Genomic DNA, 15,438 nt, shown 5'->3' with positions numbered 1-15,438 from the left:
TATGAGGTACAGATTATTTGTGCCCTCTTGCCTATTGCCTATTGCCTATTGCCTCTTGCCTCTTGCCTCTTGCCTCTTGCCTCTTGCCTACTCCCTGCTCCCTGCTCCCTGCTCCCTGCTCCTTAGCCTATACAAACAAATGAATAATATAGAGCTTTTCTGGGAAATCCCCTTATCCATACTCTCCTTCATCTTTTCCCGCATCCTAAGATTTGTGATGCAAACCATCGGGGGATACTTTACCTCCAAAAAAAATACTAAAAATATCCAGTGGCAACTCGTATCAGCCGAGTTTTTAAAAAAGCCCATCAAATTAATTTGGGCAATGAGTCGAGCTCGTTGGAATCTTCACGCTATTATTTCTCTAGTTGGACCGATTCAGGTCAAAGAGGTAATTAGCTTTGATGCCAGTGCAGCTAAACAATCAGCCCAATCTTGGACATTAGTAGTTTACAGTCTACCAGATTTTGAAACTATCACTAATATCAGCTCCCTCACCGTATCCGGAGAAAACCAATGGGAATCCGTGAGCTTGAAACCAGGTAAATACTTATTAGGTTTGCGGTATTATCACTGGTCAGAAACAATAGAACAACCTACTGTTAAAGCAGATGGTGTTAAAGTCGTAGATGCCAAGCAAATTAACGCCCCTACTGATATCAACAGCTTTTACCGTGACCTAATTAAACGAAAAAATTGGCTTCATGTCTGGTTAAATTATTATGTTTTCAACCTGTTGCGCTTTAAGCAATGGTTACCCCAATCATTTGTAAAAAAAGTATTCTTACCTGTACCGAATCCAGAAACAAAATTTTACTATGGTGCCTTGAAAAAAGGAGAATCTATTCAATTTAAACTAGCACCATCCCTGTTAACAACCCATGATATTTACTACAGCTTGTACAGCCGTGAATGCTTTGCTCTAGATTGGTACAAAATTACTGAAGGGGAACATAGAACATCTGCTAGTGATCAGAAGTCTATTTATATTGTTCGGATTCATCCGAAATTTGAGCGCAATGCTTTATTTGAAAATAGTTGGGTGAAGATAGCCGTTGTTTGAAGTAATCGCTTGAAGTAGTACTGAATCTTGTAATCCCAATAATTCCAATAATTCCAATAATCCCAAATTCTGGTGAAAAACCCCCTTTAGAATCTAGTATAATCTAGTCCTTGAGGTAGGGACTTTTTTGATTTAGACACGGTTTATATCACCGCGACCTAAGGGTAGTTTTGGCTAAAGGGGGATTAGTGAATCAAAGAGGATTAAATAGGATTTATGATCACCACTCCTCTTGTTTCGTTCTGCTGTGAAAAGTCAAGACTGAAAAGTTCATACCAACTACCAGTCAAGACCAATTACCACCCGTTCTGGCGAAGAGTTAAGCTGTTGCCATCAAAATCCTTAAAGAATGCTAATAGAACTCCTCCACCAACATCATGAATCGGTGAAACCTCAATCCCTTGAGACATTAGGACATCACTAGCAACAAATATATCTTCCACAACTAGTGTGAGTGCTGCTTCTCCTGTTCCTGTAGGTTGGCCTTCGTAGACGCCAATTAGGGTGCCAGGCACCCTGGGGTAAAAGAACTGTGTCCAACGGTCTGTATCCTCGGAATGATCCCATTCCATGCCCAAAATTCCATGGTAAAAGTCGATGGCTCGGCCCAGATCGGCGACATTTACTTTAGATATATAGCCCGTTACGACATCACCCATAGGGGATTGAGCAACTGCGGTGCTTGTCCATCCAGAAATTAACAGAACAAAAACACTGATCAGTACTATGACTGTTGCTGTTTTTAGCTTTTGCAATAATTTTTGCATCATCTTCATTTTTAGGTTATCCTTATCTAACCTTTTTTGGTGTGGTCTACTCCTAGGACATCTAAATTTTAGTCTAGATTTCCTAGAGCAATCTTCAGAGGCTAAGCCTTGTTATAACTAGACCTCTAAAGCTCATCTAACAATCAGGAAATTTAAATGTCCGTTAGCTTCAGTTTTATTAACTTGAGCCAACCAAAAATTATTATACACAGACTTATAGAAAGAAGACATAACCTTAACCAAATAAGTAACAAATCTTCACTATTTTTTATGGTTATAGTTCTAAATCCTAGACGGAGTAAAGGATTCAGTATTTTTAAATAAGCGACGCATCAATACAAGGACTTGACAATTTTTGCGAAACTTAGTAAACAAAGGGTACTTTACATTAATAATTATTTAAGTTTTAGTTAAACTTCCAGTTACTATCTTGGGCTCCAAGCAATTAGTCTCTCTAGGAATTAAAAGATTCAGTAATGTTCGTTAAAATACTTGACAAATCAGGAGGATATGTTATTTTAGCAGTTGTTTAATAGTTATAGCAGTCGAAGTAAAGGTTAAGACATATTTCTGTTCCCTGTTCCAGTCCCTGCTCCCTAAAAGCCCAGAATTTGTACCTCATCGAATTGCAAACCGCTGTACTATGTCATCAACTATACTTCCCTTGCTATAAAGTGCAGCGCTATAAGATTTAGGATATTACTCTGAAACTATCTCGATTGGCAACACTACTGTAAATGTCGTCTTTCCAGGCACCGACTCCACCTCAATCTGACCCTGATGTTTATCCACAATCTTTTTGACAATATCTAGCCCCAAACCACTCCCTTCTCCAGGGGGTTTAGTCGTAAAAAAAGGCTGAAATATTTTTGGTATAACCTCCGGGGGAATTCCTTTACCACTATCAGTGAAACTTACTTTTATCTGATCATCCTGGTGTTTGACATCAATGGTTAAAGTTCCCTTACTATCCATAGCTTGAATGCCATTGTGAATCAAGTTCGTCCAGACTTGATTAAGTTGGTCGGGATAGCAAAGAATAGCAGGTAAGGAATCCTCATAATTTCTGATTACTTCTACACCGTATTTTAGTTGGTTATAATATAGAGTTAAAATAGTTTCAATCCCTTCAATAATATTTGCCTCTATCTTGTTACCACTAGAATCATCATGGGCATAAGTTTTCAGGGCAAACACCACTTTAGCAGCTCGTTCAGCAGCGGTAACAATGTTACGGGTACTGGTTTGGAGATTAGCAAATTGATAGGCAGTTTGTAAAATTTTTTCTCCCTCTGGGTCTTTCAGTAGAGGCAACAAGGTGTCTAGGTCGTCCCAAACCCCAATTCCCACTAAAATATTGGCGAGTTTTGCTGCTTTTTCAATCGAGTGAGATGTCATCTGGCCGGTCAAGGCTTTTCTGATTTGACGTTGTTCCCGAGTAGATAAAGGAGTCGTTTGTTGGCTGGAGCGTTCTAGTAAGGTAAAGAAATCCGACTGACGTTCCTTGGAAAGTGTTTGAAAAAAGGAAGGTAACTGCTTGAGGTGGTGAGCTAAAAAGTTGGCAAGATTCCTAACTGAGGAGTTAATAGCACCTAAAGGAGTGTTAATTTCATGAGCAACTCCAGCCACTAATTGTCCAAGAGCAGCCATTTTTTCAGATTGGATCAACTCGTCTTGAGTAGCTTGCAGCTGTTGCAGGGTTTCGTTGAGTTCTGCTTCCACTTCCATGCGCTGTTTAATTTCTTTTTTCAGACGTTGATTCTGCTCCTCCAATGTCTTGGTTTGGTCCTCAAGGGTTTTGGTCAAAGAACGCAGTTGTAAATGTACCTTGACTCTTGCTAACACCTCCTGTGACTGAATCGGCTTAGTCAGATAATCGACTCCCCCAACCTCAAATCCTTTCACCTTATCCTCTATACCGGATAAAGCCGTCATAAAAATTACAGGAATATCTTTGGTTTCGTAATCTGCTTTCAAACGGCGGCAGGTTTCAAAGCCATCCATCCCTGGCATCAACACATCCAGCAAAATGATATCTGGATGGGCGTATTTAGCTCGCTTCAAGCCACTCTCACCATTGCGGGCTACCAAAATCGTCAAACCAGCATCTTCCAAATAATCAACAGCTACTCCTAAATTGGTAGGATTATCATCAATCACCAAAATAGTGAAGTTGGTTAAGTCAAGATCAGGGATATTCGTCGTGCTGACACTCATTGCTCTTGTTCCCAGTGCAGATAGTTTTCCACTAAAGCCACAATCTCATCTTCCTAAAACCCTCGCGCTAAATCTTTGAGTTGATTGGTAATAAGGAATATAGTCATCCAGTTCATCCAGATAGATAGCTGTGTCACGAATTTTCCTCATCAAAAATCAAGCGCGAGTTTGCAAACCCCGCCTATGGGCGACTAGGGAAGAGAAACGAGAGACCAGGGCGGAAAAACGAGCCGGGGTATTTATTCCCCCTAAGTTACTTATGATCTGGATATTCAATGGTATTACTTCCCAATCTTCCCCATCCTCTGGTTCAGATCTCTATTTTCCCCAGTAATTCACCAATCTGGCAAAGTTTCAGGTCAATAGCGATGACAGTATGTTTAGATTTGGGGATTGAGCCAAGGCCGCGCGAGATCAGCCCTACGCCTAGTAATAATGCCTAGTAATAATATCGTTGCGGTTTATCCTAATGATGGGAAGATGGGCAGAGGGTCAATTGAGGCAAATGATTGAGGCAAATGTAAGTTGTCAAAAATTTTAATGCTACCAGATGATATAAGAGAAGCGTGGGATTCCAATCTCTTTAGGTGCGCGCCTCCTAGGCCGCGAGCAATCCATCGCGGCCTAGGGTCGCACCTTTTGATGGGTTTGCTAATCTGGAGTTATGCCCTGTAATCTGACCCAGAAACCCACTGACCATTGACTAATGACCAGTAACTATGTCACCAGCAAAAAACAGAACGTTTAGTCTCGACTTTGAAAAGCCACTGGTTGAACTGGAAAAACGAATTAAGCAAATTCGGGAACTTGCAGAAGAAAACAATGTCGATGTTTCTGACCAAATCCGCCAACTGGAGACAAGAGCAATTCAACTGCGTCAGGAAATTTTCAATAGTTTATCACCAGGGCAACGGCTACAGCTAGCCCGTCACCCTAGGCGTCCAAGTACCCTCGATTATATTCAGGCAATCACTGATGAGTGGTTTGAGTTGCATGGCGATCGCGGTGGTTATGATGACCCAGCCTTAGTGGGGGGGATTGGCTCTTTGGCGGGTCGTGCTGTGGTAATATTAGGACATCAAAAAGGTCGGGATACTAAAGATAATGTAGCTCGCAACTTCGGCATGGCTGCGCCTGGGGGCTACCGTAAAGCGATGCGGCTGATGGAACACGCTAATCGCTTTGATATGCCAATTTTGACCTTTATTGATACCCCTGGTGCTTGGGCTGGTGTGAAGGCGGAAGAACTCGGACAAGGAGAAGCGATCGCTTATAACCTCCGAGAAATGTTCCGCCTGGATGTCCCGATTATGTGTACAGTCATTGGTGAAGGAGGTTCTGGTGGTGCTTTGGGAATTGGTGTTGGTGATCGGGTTTTGATGTTTGAAAACGCTGTCTACACCGTAGCTAGCCCAGAAGCTTGTGCCGCCATCCTTTGGAAAGATGCTAGCCAAGGACAGCAGGCAGCAGCAGCGTTAAAGATTACCGCTTGGGACCTCAAAGAATTAGGGATTATTGACAAAGTTTTATCGGAACCCATAGGGGGAGCTCATGGGGATCCCTTGGCAGCCGCCTCTATCCTCAAAGAGGCTCTATTGGAAAACCTGGCAGAACTAACTCAATTAACCGCTCAACAGCGCCGGGATTTGCGCTATCAGAAGTTCCGAAATATGGGTATTTTTGTAGAAAGTTAGTCTTGAAGGGGTGAATAGGTAAACCGGTTAGAGGTATATCTCCCACCTTCGCGGCGGCGTTGCTCAACTAAAAACTGATTTCAAGGGTCGTGATTTGAAGTATAGTTAGATTTGTTACCAATTAGGGCTACCAACCCAAGGGATAAAACTTTATATATAGCAAGGGGGTCATCCTCTGGGGGATTGAGCTAATAATGCTCGCCATTTTCTCCGATGTTTACCTTGGTAGCCCAATTACCAATTACCCTATCCCGATTTTTCTATCCTCAAAGTTTATTATTGACAGCCGACTTGGTAGTTGAATAGTCTGCGAATGATGATACAATTAACAAATGTTCACAATATTCTAAGGTAGTTAGTCAGTTTGCTAAACAATTTCGGATACACCGAAAACCTAGCTGTGCCTTTGGAGATTAACTGCCCTAAGGGAGTGTCTAAAATCTCGGTGCCTAACCAACTCACTAAACCTAAGCTTAATTCGACGGCGTCCACCAATGGTTACCTGGTAGCTGACCTAGCAGATTTAAAGCTAGCAGATTTAAACCAAATACCTGCGTTATGTGGGCATTTGCTTCGGAGCAATCCTGAGTTTACGAGAGACCCTAGATAAGCATTTGTAACAAAATCTTGTAAAATTTGATGACATCGACTGTTGAGCGACGCGCCATAATTACTGGGGCGAGTAGTGGTATTGGCAAGGAAACAGCTTTAGCCTTTGCTAAGGCAGGAATCGATGTAGCTTTAGTCAGCCGTTCCCGGAACAACTTAGAGATGGTTGCTGCTGCTGCTAGGGCAGCTGGGGTGCAAGCTAAGGCTTATCCATTTGATTTAGCTGAGCTGGAGCAGGTTAGGTCTTGGATAGAAGAAATCACAGCAGATTTTGCTCCGATTACTATTCTCGTCAATAATGCGGGAATGGCTTACACTAGATATCTCAGTCAGACACCGCTATCAGATTGGCAGCGCTTAATTGACCTTAATCTGACCAGTGTGTTTCAGTGCATCCAGGGGGTTCTGCCTGGGATGCGTGCCCAGCACCGAGGCACGATCATTAACGTGGCATCAATTGCTGCTAAGCAACCCTTGCCTGAATGGGGGGCTTACAGCGTTAGTAAGGCAGGTATGATTGCCCTGTCCAAGACTCTAGCAGCAGAGGAAAGTAGGAATGGTATCCGGGTAGTAAGCATTTGTCCAGGTGCAGTCAATACCCCTTTATGGGATGCAGATACAGTTCAGGTGCAATTAAATCCCTCAGGGATGTTGACCCCAGAAATTGTTGCCCAGTCAATTTTGCACACCGTCGAGCTCCCACAACAGGCTGTGATCGAGTCGTTGACTCTGATGCCCAGTGCCGGAATTCTTTAGGGTATAGGTAAAAATAATAGCACACTTTTGGTTCACTGAAAGGTTATTGCTGTGTCAATTTAACCTGTCCCTATGGTCTGGCAATATCAAGTTCATTTTTGTTTACAATCTAATCAGATTAATCATGACTATTGCTTCTTCCAATGGTTTCAACCGTGTTGAATCTGTTTCAACTGCTAAAAGTATCAATGGTAATGAGAAACATCAGCTAGAGACCCGTCCTGACCGCAATACCCAGAATGGTCACCAGCCCAATTTACAACCTCCTTTGGAAGAACTGAACCAGGAGATGATCAACGCTGTCACCACTATCCTATTGGGTGTTGGTGAAGACCCGCAACGAGAGGGACTGCTCAAAACCCCTAAGCGGGTAGTCGAGGCAATGCGATTCTTGACTGGTGGTTACAACCAGTCTTTAGAGGCAATAGTCAACGGGGCAATTTTTGACGAAGGTCACAATGAAATGGTACTCGTGCGGGATATCAATTTCTTTAGCCTCTGTGAACACCACATGTTGCCATTTATGGGTAAGGCTCACGTCGCCTATATCCCTAACGAAAAAGTGGTAGGACTGAGTAAAATAGCCCGTGTGGTCGAGATGTATGCACGGCGACTGCAAGTCCAGGAACGTCTGACTCGCCAGATTGCCGAAGCCATTCAAGCTGTCCTAGATCCAAAGGGTGTGGCTGTGGTGATGGAAGCTACCCATATGTGCATGGTGATGCGGGGTGTGCAAAAACCAGGGTCTTGGACCGCCACCAGTGCGATGGTCGGTATTTTTCAAGAGGATCAAAAAACTCGTGAGGAATTTCTCAACCTAATTCGCCATCAGCCTAATTTCTTTTAGGGGTTTGACTTGAACGGTTAACTAATCCTACGAAAAAAGTCATTAGTCATTAGTGATTAGAACTCTGGGAAAATTAACGTTTAGCTCAGACATGACAAGGAGTAGAGCCATGATTTTCACCAGAGTTCTATTAGTCCAATGTGAACAACACACATTAGTAACGGTAGTTACTGATGACAAATGGTAAGCTATCAGCTATCAGCGTGTCGCGTATCAGCGAAAGGCCTGTCGCCACGCTACCGGAACAGTTTATGCCCATAGGGCACGCTACACCGAACAGCTTTTGAATAAAATAAGCTGACGGCTGATAGCTGAACGCGCACGCGTGAGCCTTTGGCTCACGGCTGAAGGCTTAAGAGAGATGAGTAATGACTAATGACTCACTTTAGCCACTAGTTAACAACATCCTCCCGAATAGTCTCCACATCAAACATAATGGAAAATTTTGCCTCAGGCATCATCTGCTTTAAAACCCGTAGATGTTCTTCAGCATTGCCGCGCCGTCGGAATCGGCCAACGGTGATATTGCTGAGCTTGGGTTGCAGAAGGACAATGATCCAGGGATTTATCTTTTCTCTATAATTCAACATAGGTTTTCCTGATAGGCTTTCCTTGAGACACTTGAATTTGGTGTCAAATTAGCTTCCACGGCCATCAGCGACCCATCTTTACAGGTTGGGAAGCTCCTGAGATGGGGTAACCCATGTGCGGAAGCTTACTTGGGCAAACAGCCCCTCATGATCAGCGGGCAGGATTGATGACCGGAATTATTAGTACATATGTACTAATAAATGCGTGGGATTGAACGCAGCGTGACAGTTCTGCTTATTTTTTGTCTAATTCTTCTCACTTTTTGTCTAATCAGTTATAATAGACGAGCAAGTAATGGTGAATTAAAGTCTATTAAAGTTGATGACCAAAGCCGAAAATGCACCGGTTAACGACAGTAGACATCAAACCTCCTGTGGATAAAGCAATCAAAATCAGAAATTTGACGGTGGGGCATACCGTCAGAAGTAAAGCTTGCCTTATACCCGAACACGGAAGCGTTTCTGTAAGGAAATAGCGATGGCTGGGGTTGGCGAGAAGCCTACACCTACTCGATAGAGAGGTTTGGGAAATGTCACCGTGATTAGTTGCGGGTTAGATTCCCCTGATCAGGTAAGTCTGCTGGTGTTGAAGCGGCTTACTTTCGATTGCGCGATGATTTGCCTCTAGCTTGGCATAGCTTCGGGAATATTAGCTGTTTGGTGCAAACATTTTACAGAAAATTTATCTACGGTATGGTTAGTGGTCAGCTATTTTACTGAACTAGCTAATAACCCTATGTCAGGTCGCCAAACTGCTTGCTGCTGAATGGCATTCAAGAAAAGGGCAGAAAACAAAGTTAACTGCCCTATTTTAATTAGGGCTTACGCAATTTAGCCATCGACACACGACATGTAGGTTTTAGAGGGTAACTATAACACTACATGTAGAGTTCATCCGCAAGCCCTATTTAAGCAAACCGTTCAAGTTTTCTTGAACAATAACAATTTATTATGAAAAGCCAAGAAGATCAACCTCTAACCCTGGTAAAACTCAGGGAACATGTCAATCTGACTCAAATGAAATTAGCCATTGCGGTTGGTGTCAGCATTACGACGATTAGTGACTGGGAAAATGGCAAAGCCGAACCACGCTTAAAGCACGTCAGGCTCCTGATTGAAATACTGGGTTGTTCTTTCGAGGAACTTTGTGAAGCCTTTGACCAAGCAAAACAACGTCGTTAGTAAAGCGACGGGTGCGCGGTCAAAGGGAGCCAGTGTGTTCAAAGGCAGCCAGTGCGGTCTTGGGGGTCCCCCCAAGACCGCGCTGCATCGCTACTCCCTACTCCCTACTCCCTACTCTCATTAACCCAGGACTTTCTACCTCACCCAATTGAGAACTGCTATTATATATAAACCTATATATATACATAGGCTACATAGGCGTGAAAATGAACCATTAACCCAATTGAGATCTCAGCTGAAAGTTAATTTCCTCAAAGGTCTAATGATTCAACGCTTAGGAGCATTATCAAAAGCACGAGCGATCGCATTCCAGGCTAACTTGGGCTTGAAATCTGCATCGAGAGGTAGAGGTCGCACTGGGGCACCATCTGACCGGGGATGGAAGCTACTTAAGTATGTGTAGCGATCGCTAAATCCCCAGGTCACTACTGCAATCACGGCTGGCTCATCAAGTACCACAGACAGATAATCTTCATAAGCTTGAGCCACCATGCGATCGCGTACAGTCACATCCAAAGGTAACTTGTCATCTCTGACATCTAGTTCAGTAATCAAGATTTTAAAACCCATACTCGCCACATCCCGGAGAAATTTCCGCAGGCTTTGGGGGTTAATCCGTTTATTCCCTCGCAAGTGAGCCTGGATTCCCAGGGCATGACAGGGGGTTCCCTGAGACTTCAACCCCTCTAGTAGCTTCAAGACAGCCCTACGCTTGGCTTGCTCATCACTCGAATCATAACTCAGTCCATACTCGTTGTAGAGTAACATTGCCTTGGGGTCAGCAACAGCTGCAATGCGAAAGGCTAGGTCAATGTATTTTGGACCTAAAAATTTTAACCATGGCGTTTTGCGTAAACCATCTGCCCGTCCTTGGAAGGTAGCGATCGCTTCATTCACCACATCCCACGAGTGCATTTGTCCAGCATAACGCCCAGCCACTGTCTTTATATGTCTAACCAAGAACTGTTGAGCATTTTGGCGGTTTACTGTCTCCTCAAACCAAGGGGGTAACGAGATGTGCCAAATTAGGGTATGTCCCCGAAACAGCAATCGATGAGTCTTGGCAAAGTCTGCCATCCAATCCCCAGCCGTAAAGTCAAACTGATGGGGGTGAGGGCACAGGGGAGGGGAAGAAGGAGTAGAAACAAACCATTTTAGTCCCCATCCGGGAACCAGCATGGCACACTCTTGAGCAAAACGGGTACCTAAGGCTGGGTTTGAGGATAGGTCTGGGAATCGACTCTCGGCTCCATAAATTAATCCTTTTGCTGCTGCACGCTCTTTTAAAGAAGCTCCTTGAGCTACTGCAAAGTCTCGCTTCGGGTCATCAATAGCTTGAATTGAGTTACTTTGTCTGATAGATTTACACCTGGTCAGAGAGCCGACACTGGCTAAGCTACCTAAACCCAGTAATAATTCACGTCGTCCAATCATTAACTTGTTTTGACTCCTAGAAACCATCACCTAATATGCTTAGCTTTAATTATTTCAGCCATTTATCCCTGAGGGGGTGACAAAATAGCAGAAAAAGCTTATTTGGGAAAAAATGCCGGTATTTCTGGTAAAAAAATATCGCTTTAGTTATCTCAATAAGACCAATAAAAATGATCAGTTTACCGTAAGCATATGCGCTACTTGAGGTGCTACTTGAGGTGTCAAAGGCCACGCTACGGGAATAGCCACGCTACTTGAGGTGCTTTCAGCTTATGCTTACGGTTTTAAACCGATTTTTTTTACCCCAAAAAACTCATTTATGTAGTGAGGTAGTCCACGAATTTTGCAGGCATCAATAAATTGATGATTCTGGTTCAGCTATTGCAATTTATTCCTTCTATTCCTGGAGTAGCTGGCAATTTCATTGTAGGCATTAATCGTTTGATTGGCTAGTTCTTGCCAATCAAAAGCGTCTAGGGGAGCTTGTTCTGGACGGGGAGTGTTTAATGCCCAATCTAAAGCTTTTTCAATGTCATAATCAGTAATTTCTCCTGTATAGGTATAGACCCATTCTTCACCAACTTGCTCTTGAACTTCAGGGAGAGCGCCAATTTTAGGAACTAATATGGGTCGGTTAAAAGAGAGTGCTAAGAAAGCACTACCAGAGTTTAAAATCTCGCGGTAGGGCAAAATAACTAAGTCAGCAGCACTGAAGTACCATTGCATATGGTCTTGGGGTATGAAATCTAGGTTGATTCGCAATCGTTTATCTAAGGCAAATTCCCTTTCAATTTCTGCTGCTAATTCAGGAAATTCTGGACTCCCCACAATGTAGAGTATGGCTTCTGGGTCAAAAAACTGTCGGAAAACTCGCATCAATTGAGGAGCATTTTTGTAAGGTCTAATTCTGCCAAATAAAAGCAATACTTTCGCCGAATTTGGAATTCCTAGATAATGGCGAGCTTCTTGAGAACTGACTTGATTAGGATACTGCCCTCGATAGTGACCATGGGGTACTACAAAACCAGGAATATTCTTTAACTCAGGGAAGCGCTTTTGGGCAGCTTTCATCCCAGTTTTGCTAAGGTTAATGTAACCATCCAACTGCCTTGTAAAGACTTTCCAGAACCAAGTCTCTAGTTGCGGGTAAAGCTGTTCATGAGAGGCTAAATTGTGTACTGTCCAGACAATTTTTGTCCCCCGCCAGCGAGCCAAAATCATCAAGAATAATAGAGCTAACGTTTTTGCGATCGCTTTGAAGAAGTTAGGTTCATTTAAGTTTCGTTCTGGCCAGTGCCGATGCCAGATAGAATAATGATTTATCAGCAATTTTTGAGGAGAAAACTCATGGACATCAACCCCCAAAGTAGCTAGGTAGCTGTAAACTAGCCAGGTATAAGGGTTTTTGTCACGATCTTTAAAGGCTGGTTGGGCAAGAATTTTCATATTGCACCTACTCCATTGAGCTTTGGTTAACTTTAGAGCTGCCGTTACTTGCATGCTACTACCTAAACCTTGAAATCCATTACCAGTCAAGGTGTCTGCCGCAAACTACTTAATAGCTTTAAAAAAACGTAAACGATCTCAGGTTTATAGTGACCAGAATTGATCAGACTGATAAAACGGTATATCGAAGAGTTTAACATAATTACGCACAACCTCAACTTCAGATTGGTTCATCGTTTGTTTCCATTTATTGATTTGTTGGTTGCTTATACGTACCTTGGAATAACGACCGGGTATGTTGTTAGTTTAACTTTGGAGTACATGCTGTTATACCCGCCTATTCCATGGCAATTCAAACTGCTCAAATAGCTCTTTGAACTTACCAATAGGGTCTAAGCATAAGTCCTCATAAAAGACCAATAACCATTCATAATTTCGAGCTGACGGGGTGACAAACAGCCTTAAAAGACGGGGTGTGGGGTGTGGGGTGATGGGTGTAGGGGAAGATCAGGAGCTGGCTACGTTGCGACGGGACGGTTAAATCAGGTTTCGGAGCGATTGTTATCGCTGGGCTCACTCCAAATTCCCTGTCTTGATGCAATAGCGAGTGGGGGAAACCACGGCAGTCGCTCATGGGGGGAACCCCCAAGACCGCGCTGCCTCCCCAAGACCGCGCTGCATCGCTTCTATTTTCCCCACCCCCCACACCCCACACCCCATACCCTGTCTAGTTTAATGCCTTGTTGTCACCCCCTCAGGATTTCGAGACAATGCATCGGCGACAACACGATGTCTTGCTGCCCAGATAGCTGCAAAGATTTCTATTGGCGTTTTTGCTTGCTCTATCACTGAGCGGTAGGGTTCGTATTGGATCTTGAAATAAGCTAGATTGATGTAATAGAGTATCTCGGGAAAGGTCAGCAGGAGTTTCTTTGTTAATTTCTGATAATACGGTGGGGCAAGGATGTCGAACAATTACCAATAGTTTTGGATTGTAGCGCTTGAAAACCCACTCGATGGACATCAGAGATGCTACATCTTTCACGATGATTTGATAATATGGCAGTGCTCTAGCCCAGAAACCTCGGTACCAACCTCCTCCAAAAGGTAGATCTTTGAAGACATTATCAAAAGCATTTTCAAGCAAGTCATCTCGCTCACCAGGTCGTGTATATCGGAACCATGTATCCATGTTACCTTTTCCAGTAATATCTGGATTACATGGCTCGTAGTAGTATATAGCACGATTTGCGGTGGACAATGTTTTCCCGACCCAACTTGTACCGCTGCGACCATGACCTAAAATCAAAATTGGGCGTTTGCCAACTTGCCAGTGATTCAAAAACCACGAAGTAAGATAGTAGCTGGTATTAGTAATTAAACGTTGTTTATTCATTTATAGTTTACTGAATTTACAGTTAGTTACTAGTTTGATCATCACTCCAGAAATCAATGAATGATTTAGTAGTGTTTTTTTTAACACTATAAACATCGAAATAATGATCAAGCTAACTAAAGTGCTAACTAAAATTTAATCCCTACTAAACCCTCAAATAGTATAATAGACTAAAAACTATCAATCAAGATTTAGCTAGATCAAGATTTAGCTTGAGCTAACTGGTTAGACTTTGAAAGTGAAACAATATAATCTAGTTCCGAAATAACGCCTTCTATTGCTTTATAACCAAACAAGTCCTCAAGTACACCTGGATTAACATTATCTCTGAAAGGATGGGACAAAAATCGGATAATTGCTTCTGCAAAGGATGACTTATCCACAGCAATTTTAAAGTAGTGATGAACCTCTTTTGGTAGACCTGCTATTCCCTGTGGTGTGGAAACAATCGGTCTACCAGAAACCAGCATTTCTAGGGACTTTATACTAACGCCACTCCCAGCGGAAACTGGATTAATGAGAACCCGCCCCGACTTGTATACTTCTGCAGAAGACACTGGATTTATTTTCAGATTAACTTCTGGAGTTTCCTGACATAGCTGCCTAACGTGCTGGACAGGATTTGAACCCGCTATTAAAACAGTAAATGTCGGTAACGCCAAACGTATTATAGGCATAACTTTGGTAATAAACCAGATTATTCCCGCTACATTGTTGTCCGAAAAGAGGTTACCCAAAAAAACGATATCATAGACAGGATTGGTGCTTAGTTTATCTCTGGATCTTGCTTCCCTATTCTCTTCAGGAAACTCAATCAGAGGCGGTAAGTAGCGACCATTGGTTAATCCTTGACTTTTCCAAAAATTTAGGTCATCTAGGGATATATCGTAAAATAAAGTACTCTTTTTTAGTAAATTTATTTCATAATTTGCCAAGTTAGACAGTGATAAATATCGTTTGAGCTTGTTGAACCCTTTGGCAGACGCAAGTTTTCGCTTATAGTACAAATGCTCGATATTGTGAGAGCGAATAACCAGTAGCCGATTCAAGTGTTGACTTAACTGATTTGCTACTTCTCCACCGTGAATACCATCCAGGAAGATGACATCAGGATTAAACGCAGTAACATCAGAGAGTAATAGCCTGAATTCTTTACCTCTAACAATTCTAGATGTAACTTCCAAAGGATACTTGAGTAAGTCAATTATCCGCCGCATAGAAGAGCCGAGTGTCCTTGGAAACCTTATCAAAAAAACTTGCTTGACATACTTCCTAATTTCCAGCACTTCCTCTGGTTTTGGAGTATGGCTACACCAGCAGATAACTTGTAGCTCAGTCCCTAAATTAGAGAAAGCTTTTATCCTTCGCCACATGTCTAATCGCGCCCCATGGATGGGCGGATAGGGAAGATCATGGCATACTAATGTAATCTTCATA

The 15,438-nt window shown here is 42.8% G+C and carries 14 protein-coding genes; 7 read left to right on the top strand and 7 right to left on the bottom strand.

Features of this window, described 5'->3' with window-relative positions; translation table 11 throughout:
- Position 1: 1 nt before the first annotated feature.
- The gene (locus F6J90_RS01285; RefSeq protein WP_293090730.1) at positions 2-1,063 is read left to right on the top strand and encodes a DUF6208 family protein; all 1,062 of its coding nucleotides are present in this window, start codon (positions 2-4) and stop codon (positions 1,061-1,063) included.
- Positions 1,064-1,359: 296 nt separating this feature from the next.
- Here the strand turns inward: F6J90_RS01285 and F6J90_RS01280 are convergent, their stop codons facing one another.
- Entirely contained in the window at positions 1,360-1,833 is a 474-nt protein-coding gene (locus F6J90_RS01280) for a VOC family protein (protein ID WP_293090729.1), read from the bottom strand.
- A gap of 696 nt (positions 1,834-2,529) precedes the next feature.
- A complete protein-coding gene (locus F6J90_RS01275) occupies positions 2,530-4,047 on the bottom strand; it encodes a response regulator (protein WP_293090728.1) in 1,518 nt (505 codons plus the stop codon).
- A gap of 719 nt (positions 4,048-4,766) precedes the next feature.
- Here F6J90_RS01275 and accA point away from each other — a divergent pair.
- The 3 genes from accA (at position 4,767) to folE (ending at position 7,953) form a co-directional block, all read left to right on the top strand.
- Positions 4,767-5,741, top strand: coding sequence for an acetyl-CoA carboxylase carboxyl transferase subunit alpha (gene accA, locus F6J90_RS01270; RefSeq protein ID WP_293090727.1), 975 nt, complete (start codon positions 4,767-4,769; stop codon positions 5,739-5,741).
- 639 nt (positions 5,742-6,380) lie between these two features.
- Positions 6,381-7,106: an SDR family oxidoreductase gene (locus tag F6J90_RS01265; protein WP_293090726.1), complete on the top strand. Its 726-nt coding sequence runs from the start codon at positions 6,381-6,383 to the stop codon at positions 7,104-7,106.
- Between the two features lie 124 nt (positions 7,107-7,230).
- Entirely contained in the window at positions 7,231-7,953 is a 723-nt protein-coding gene (gene folE / locus F6J90_RS01260; protein ID WP_293090725.1) for a GTP cyclohydrolase I FolE, read from the top strand.
- 392 nt (positions 7,954-8,345) lie between these two features.
- Here the strand turns inward: folE and F6J90_RS01255 are convergent, their stop codons facing one another.
- Positions 8,346-8,543: a hypothetical protein gene (locus F6J90_RS01255; protein WP_293090724.1), complete on the bottom strand. Its 198-nt coding sequence runs from the start codon at positions 8,541-8,543 to the stop codon at positions 8,346-8,348.
- A 951-nt stretch (positions 8,544-9,494) separates the two neighbouring features.
- On the opposite strand from F6J90_RS01255, the gene F6J90_RS01250 reads away from it, so the two are divergent.
- Both F6J90_RS01250 and F6J90_RS01245 read left to right on the top strand, forming a co-directional pair.
- Positions 9,495-9,725 (top strand): helix-turn-helix transcriptional regulator, encoded by a 231-nt coding sequence (locus F6J90_RS01250; RefSeq protein WP_008179453.1) that lies wholly within the window; start codon positions 9,495-9,497, stop codon positions 9,723-9,725.
- An 11-nt stretch (positions 9,726-9,736) separates the two neighbouring features.
- On the top strand, positions 9,737-9,877 hold the full coding sequence (locus tag F6J90_RS01245; protein WP_293090723.1) for a hypothetical protein: 141 nt from the start codon (positions 9,737-9,739) through the stop codon (positions 9,875-9,877).
- A gap of 115 nt (positions 9,878-9,992) precedes the next feature.
- Here the strand turns inward: F6J90_RS01245 and F6J90_RS01240 are convergent, their stop codons facing one another.
- Together F6J90_RS01240 and F6J90_RS01235 are read right to left on the bottom strand one after the other, a co-directional pair.
- On the bottom strand, positions 9,993-11,186 hold the full coding sequence (locus F6J90_RS01240) for an endo-1,4-beta-xylanase (RefSeq protein WP_293090722.1): 1,194 nt from the start codon (positions 11,184-11,186) through the stop codon (positions 9,993-9,995).
- A gap of 351 nt (positions 11,187-11,537) precedes the next feature.
- Positions 11,538-12,605, bottom strand: a complete 1,068-nt coding sequence (locus F6J90_RS01235; protein ID WP_293090721.1) for a glycosyltransferase family 4 protein — start codon at positions 12,603-12,605, stop codon at positions 11,538-11,540.
- A gap of 607 nt (positions 12,606-13,212) precedes the next feature.
- Here F6J90_RS01235 and F6J90_RS01230 point away from each other — a divergent pair.
- Entirely contained in the window at positions 13,213-13,341 is a 129-nt protein-coding gene (locus F6J90_RS01230; protein ID WP_293090720.1) for a hypothetical protein, read from the top strand.
- 18 nt (positions 13,342-13,359) lie between these two features.
- On the opposite strand, the gene F6J90_RS01225 is transcribed toward F6J90_RS01230, so the two are convergent.
- Positions 13,360-14,001 (bottom strand): hypothetical protein, encoded by a 642-nt coding sequence (locus tag F6J90_RS01225; protein ID WP_293090719.1) that lies wholly within the window; start codon positions 13,999-14,001, stop codon positions 13,360-13,362.
- Positions 14,002-14,201: 200 nt separating this feature from the next.
- Complete coding sequence (locus F6J90_RS01220) at positions 14,202-15,437, bottom strand: glycosyltransferase (RefSeq protein WP_293090718.1); 1,236 nt, start codon at positions 15,435-15,437, stop codon at positions 14,202-14,204.
- Position 15,438: the final 1 nt, after the last annotated feature.

The sequence above is a fragment of the Moorena sp. SIOASIH genome (assembly GCF_010671925.1).
Lineage (GTDB): Bacteria > Cyanobacteriota > Cyanobacteriia > Cyanobacteriales > Coleofasciculaceae > Moorena.
This window is presented reverse-complemented; position numbering and strand designations above follow the sequence as displayed.

Coding starts and splice junctions, on each gene's coding strand:
- F6J90_RS01285 (WP_293090730.1), top strand. CDS start 2: ATGAGGTACAGATTATTTGTGCCCTCTTGCCTATTGCCTATTGCCTAT.
- F6J90_RS01280 (WP_293090729.1), bottom strand. CDS start 1,833: ATGATGCAAAAATTATTGCAAAAGCTAAAAACAGCAACAGTCATAGTA.
- F6J90_RS01275 (WP_293090728.1), bottom strand. CDS start 4,047: ATGAGTGTCAGCACGACGAATATCCCTGATCTTGACTTAACCAACTTC.
- accA (WP_293090727.1), top strand. CDS start 4,767: ATGTCACCAGCAAAAAACAGAACGTTTAGTCTCGACTTTGAAAAGCCA.
- F6J90_RS01265 (WP_293090726.1), top strand. CDS start 6,381: ATGACATCGACTGTTGAGCGACGCGCCATAATTACTGGGGCGAGTAGT.
- folE (WP_293090725.1), top strand. CDS start 7,231: ATGACTATTGCTTCTTCCAATGGTTTCAACCGTGTTGAATCTGTTTCA.
- F6J90_RS01255 (WP_293090724.1), bottom strand. CDS start 8,543: ATGTTGAATTATAGAGAAAAGATAAATCCCTGGATCATTGTCCTTCTG.
- F6J90_RS01250 (WP_008179453.1), top strand. CDS start 9,495: ATGAAAAGCCAAGAAGATCAACCTCTAACCCTGGTAAAACTCAGGGAA.
- F6J90_RS01240 (WP_293090722.1), bottom strand. CDS start 11,186: ATGGTTTCTAGGAGTCAAAACAAGTTAATGATTGGACGACGTGAATTA.
- F6J90_RS01235 (WP_293090721.1), bottom strand. CDS start 12,605: ATGAAAATTCTTGCCCAACCAGCCTTTAAAGATCGTGACAAAAACCCT.
- F6J90_RS01225 (WP_293090719.1), bottom strand. CDS start 14,001: ATGAATAAACAACGTTTAATTACTAATACCAGCTACTATCTTACTTCG.
- F6J90_RS01220 (WP_293090718.1), bottom strand. CDS start 15,437: ATGAAGATTACATTAGTATGCCATGATCTTCCCTATCCGCCCATCCAT.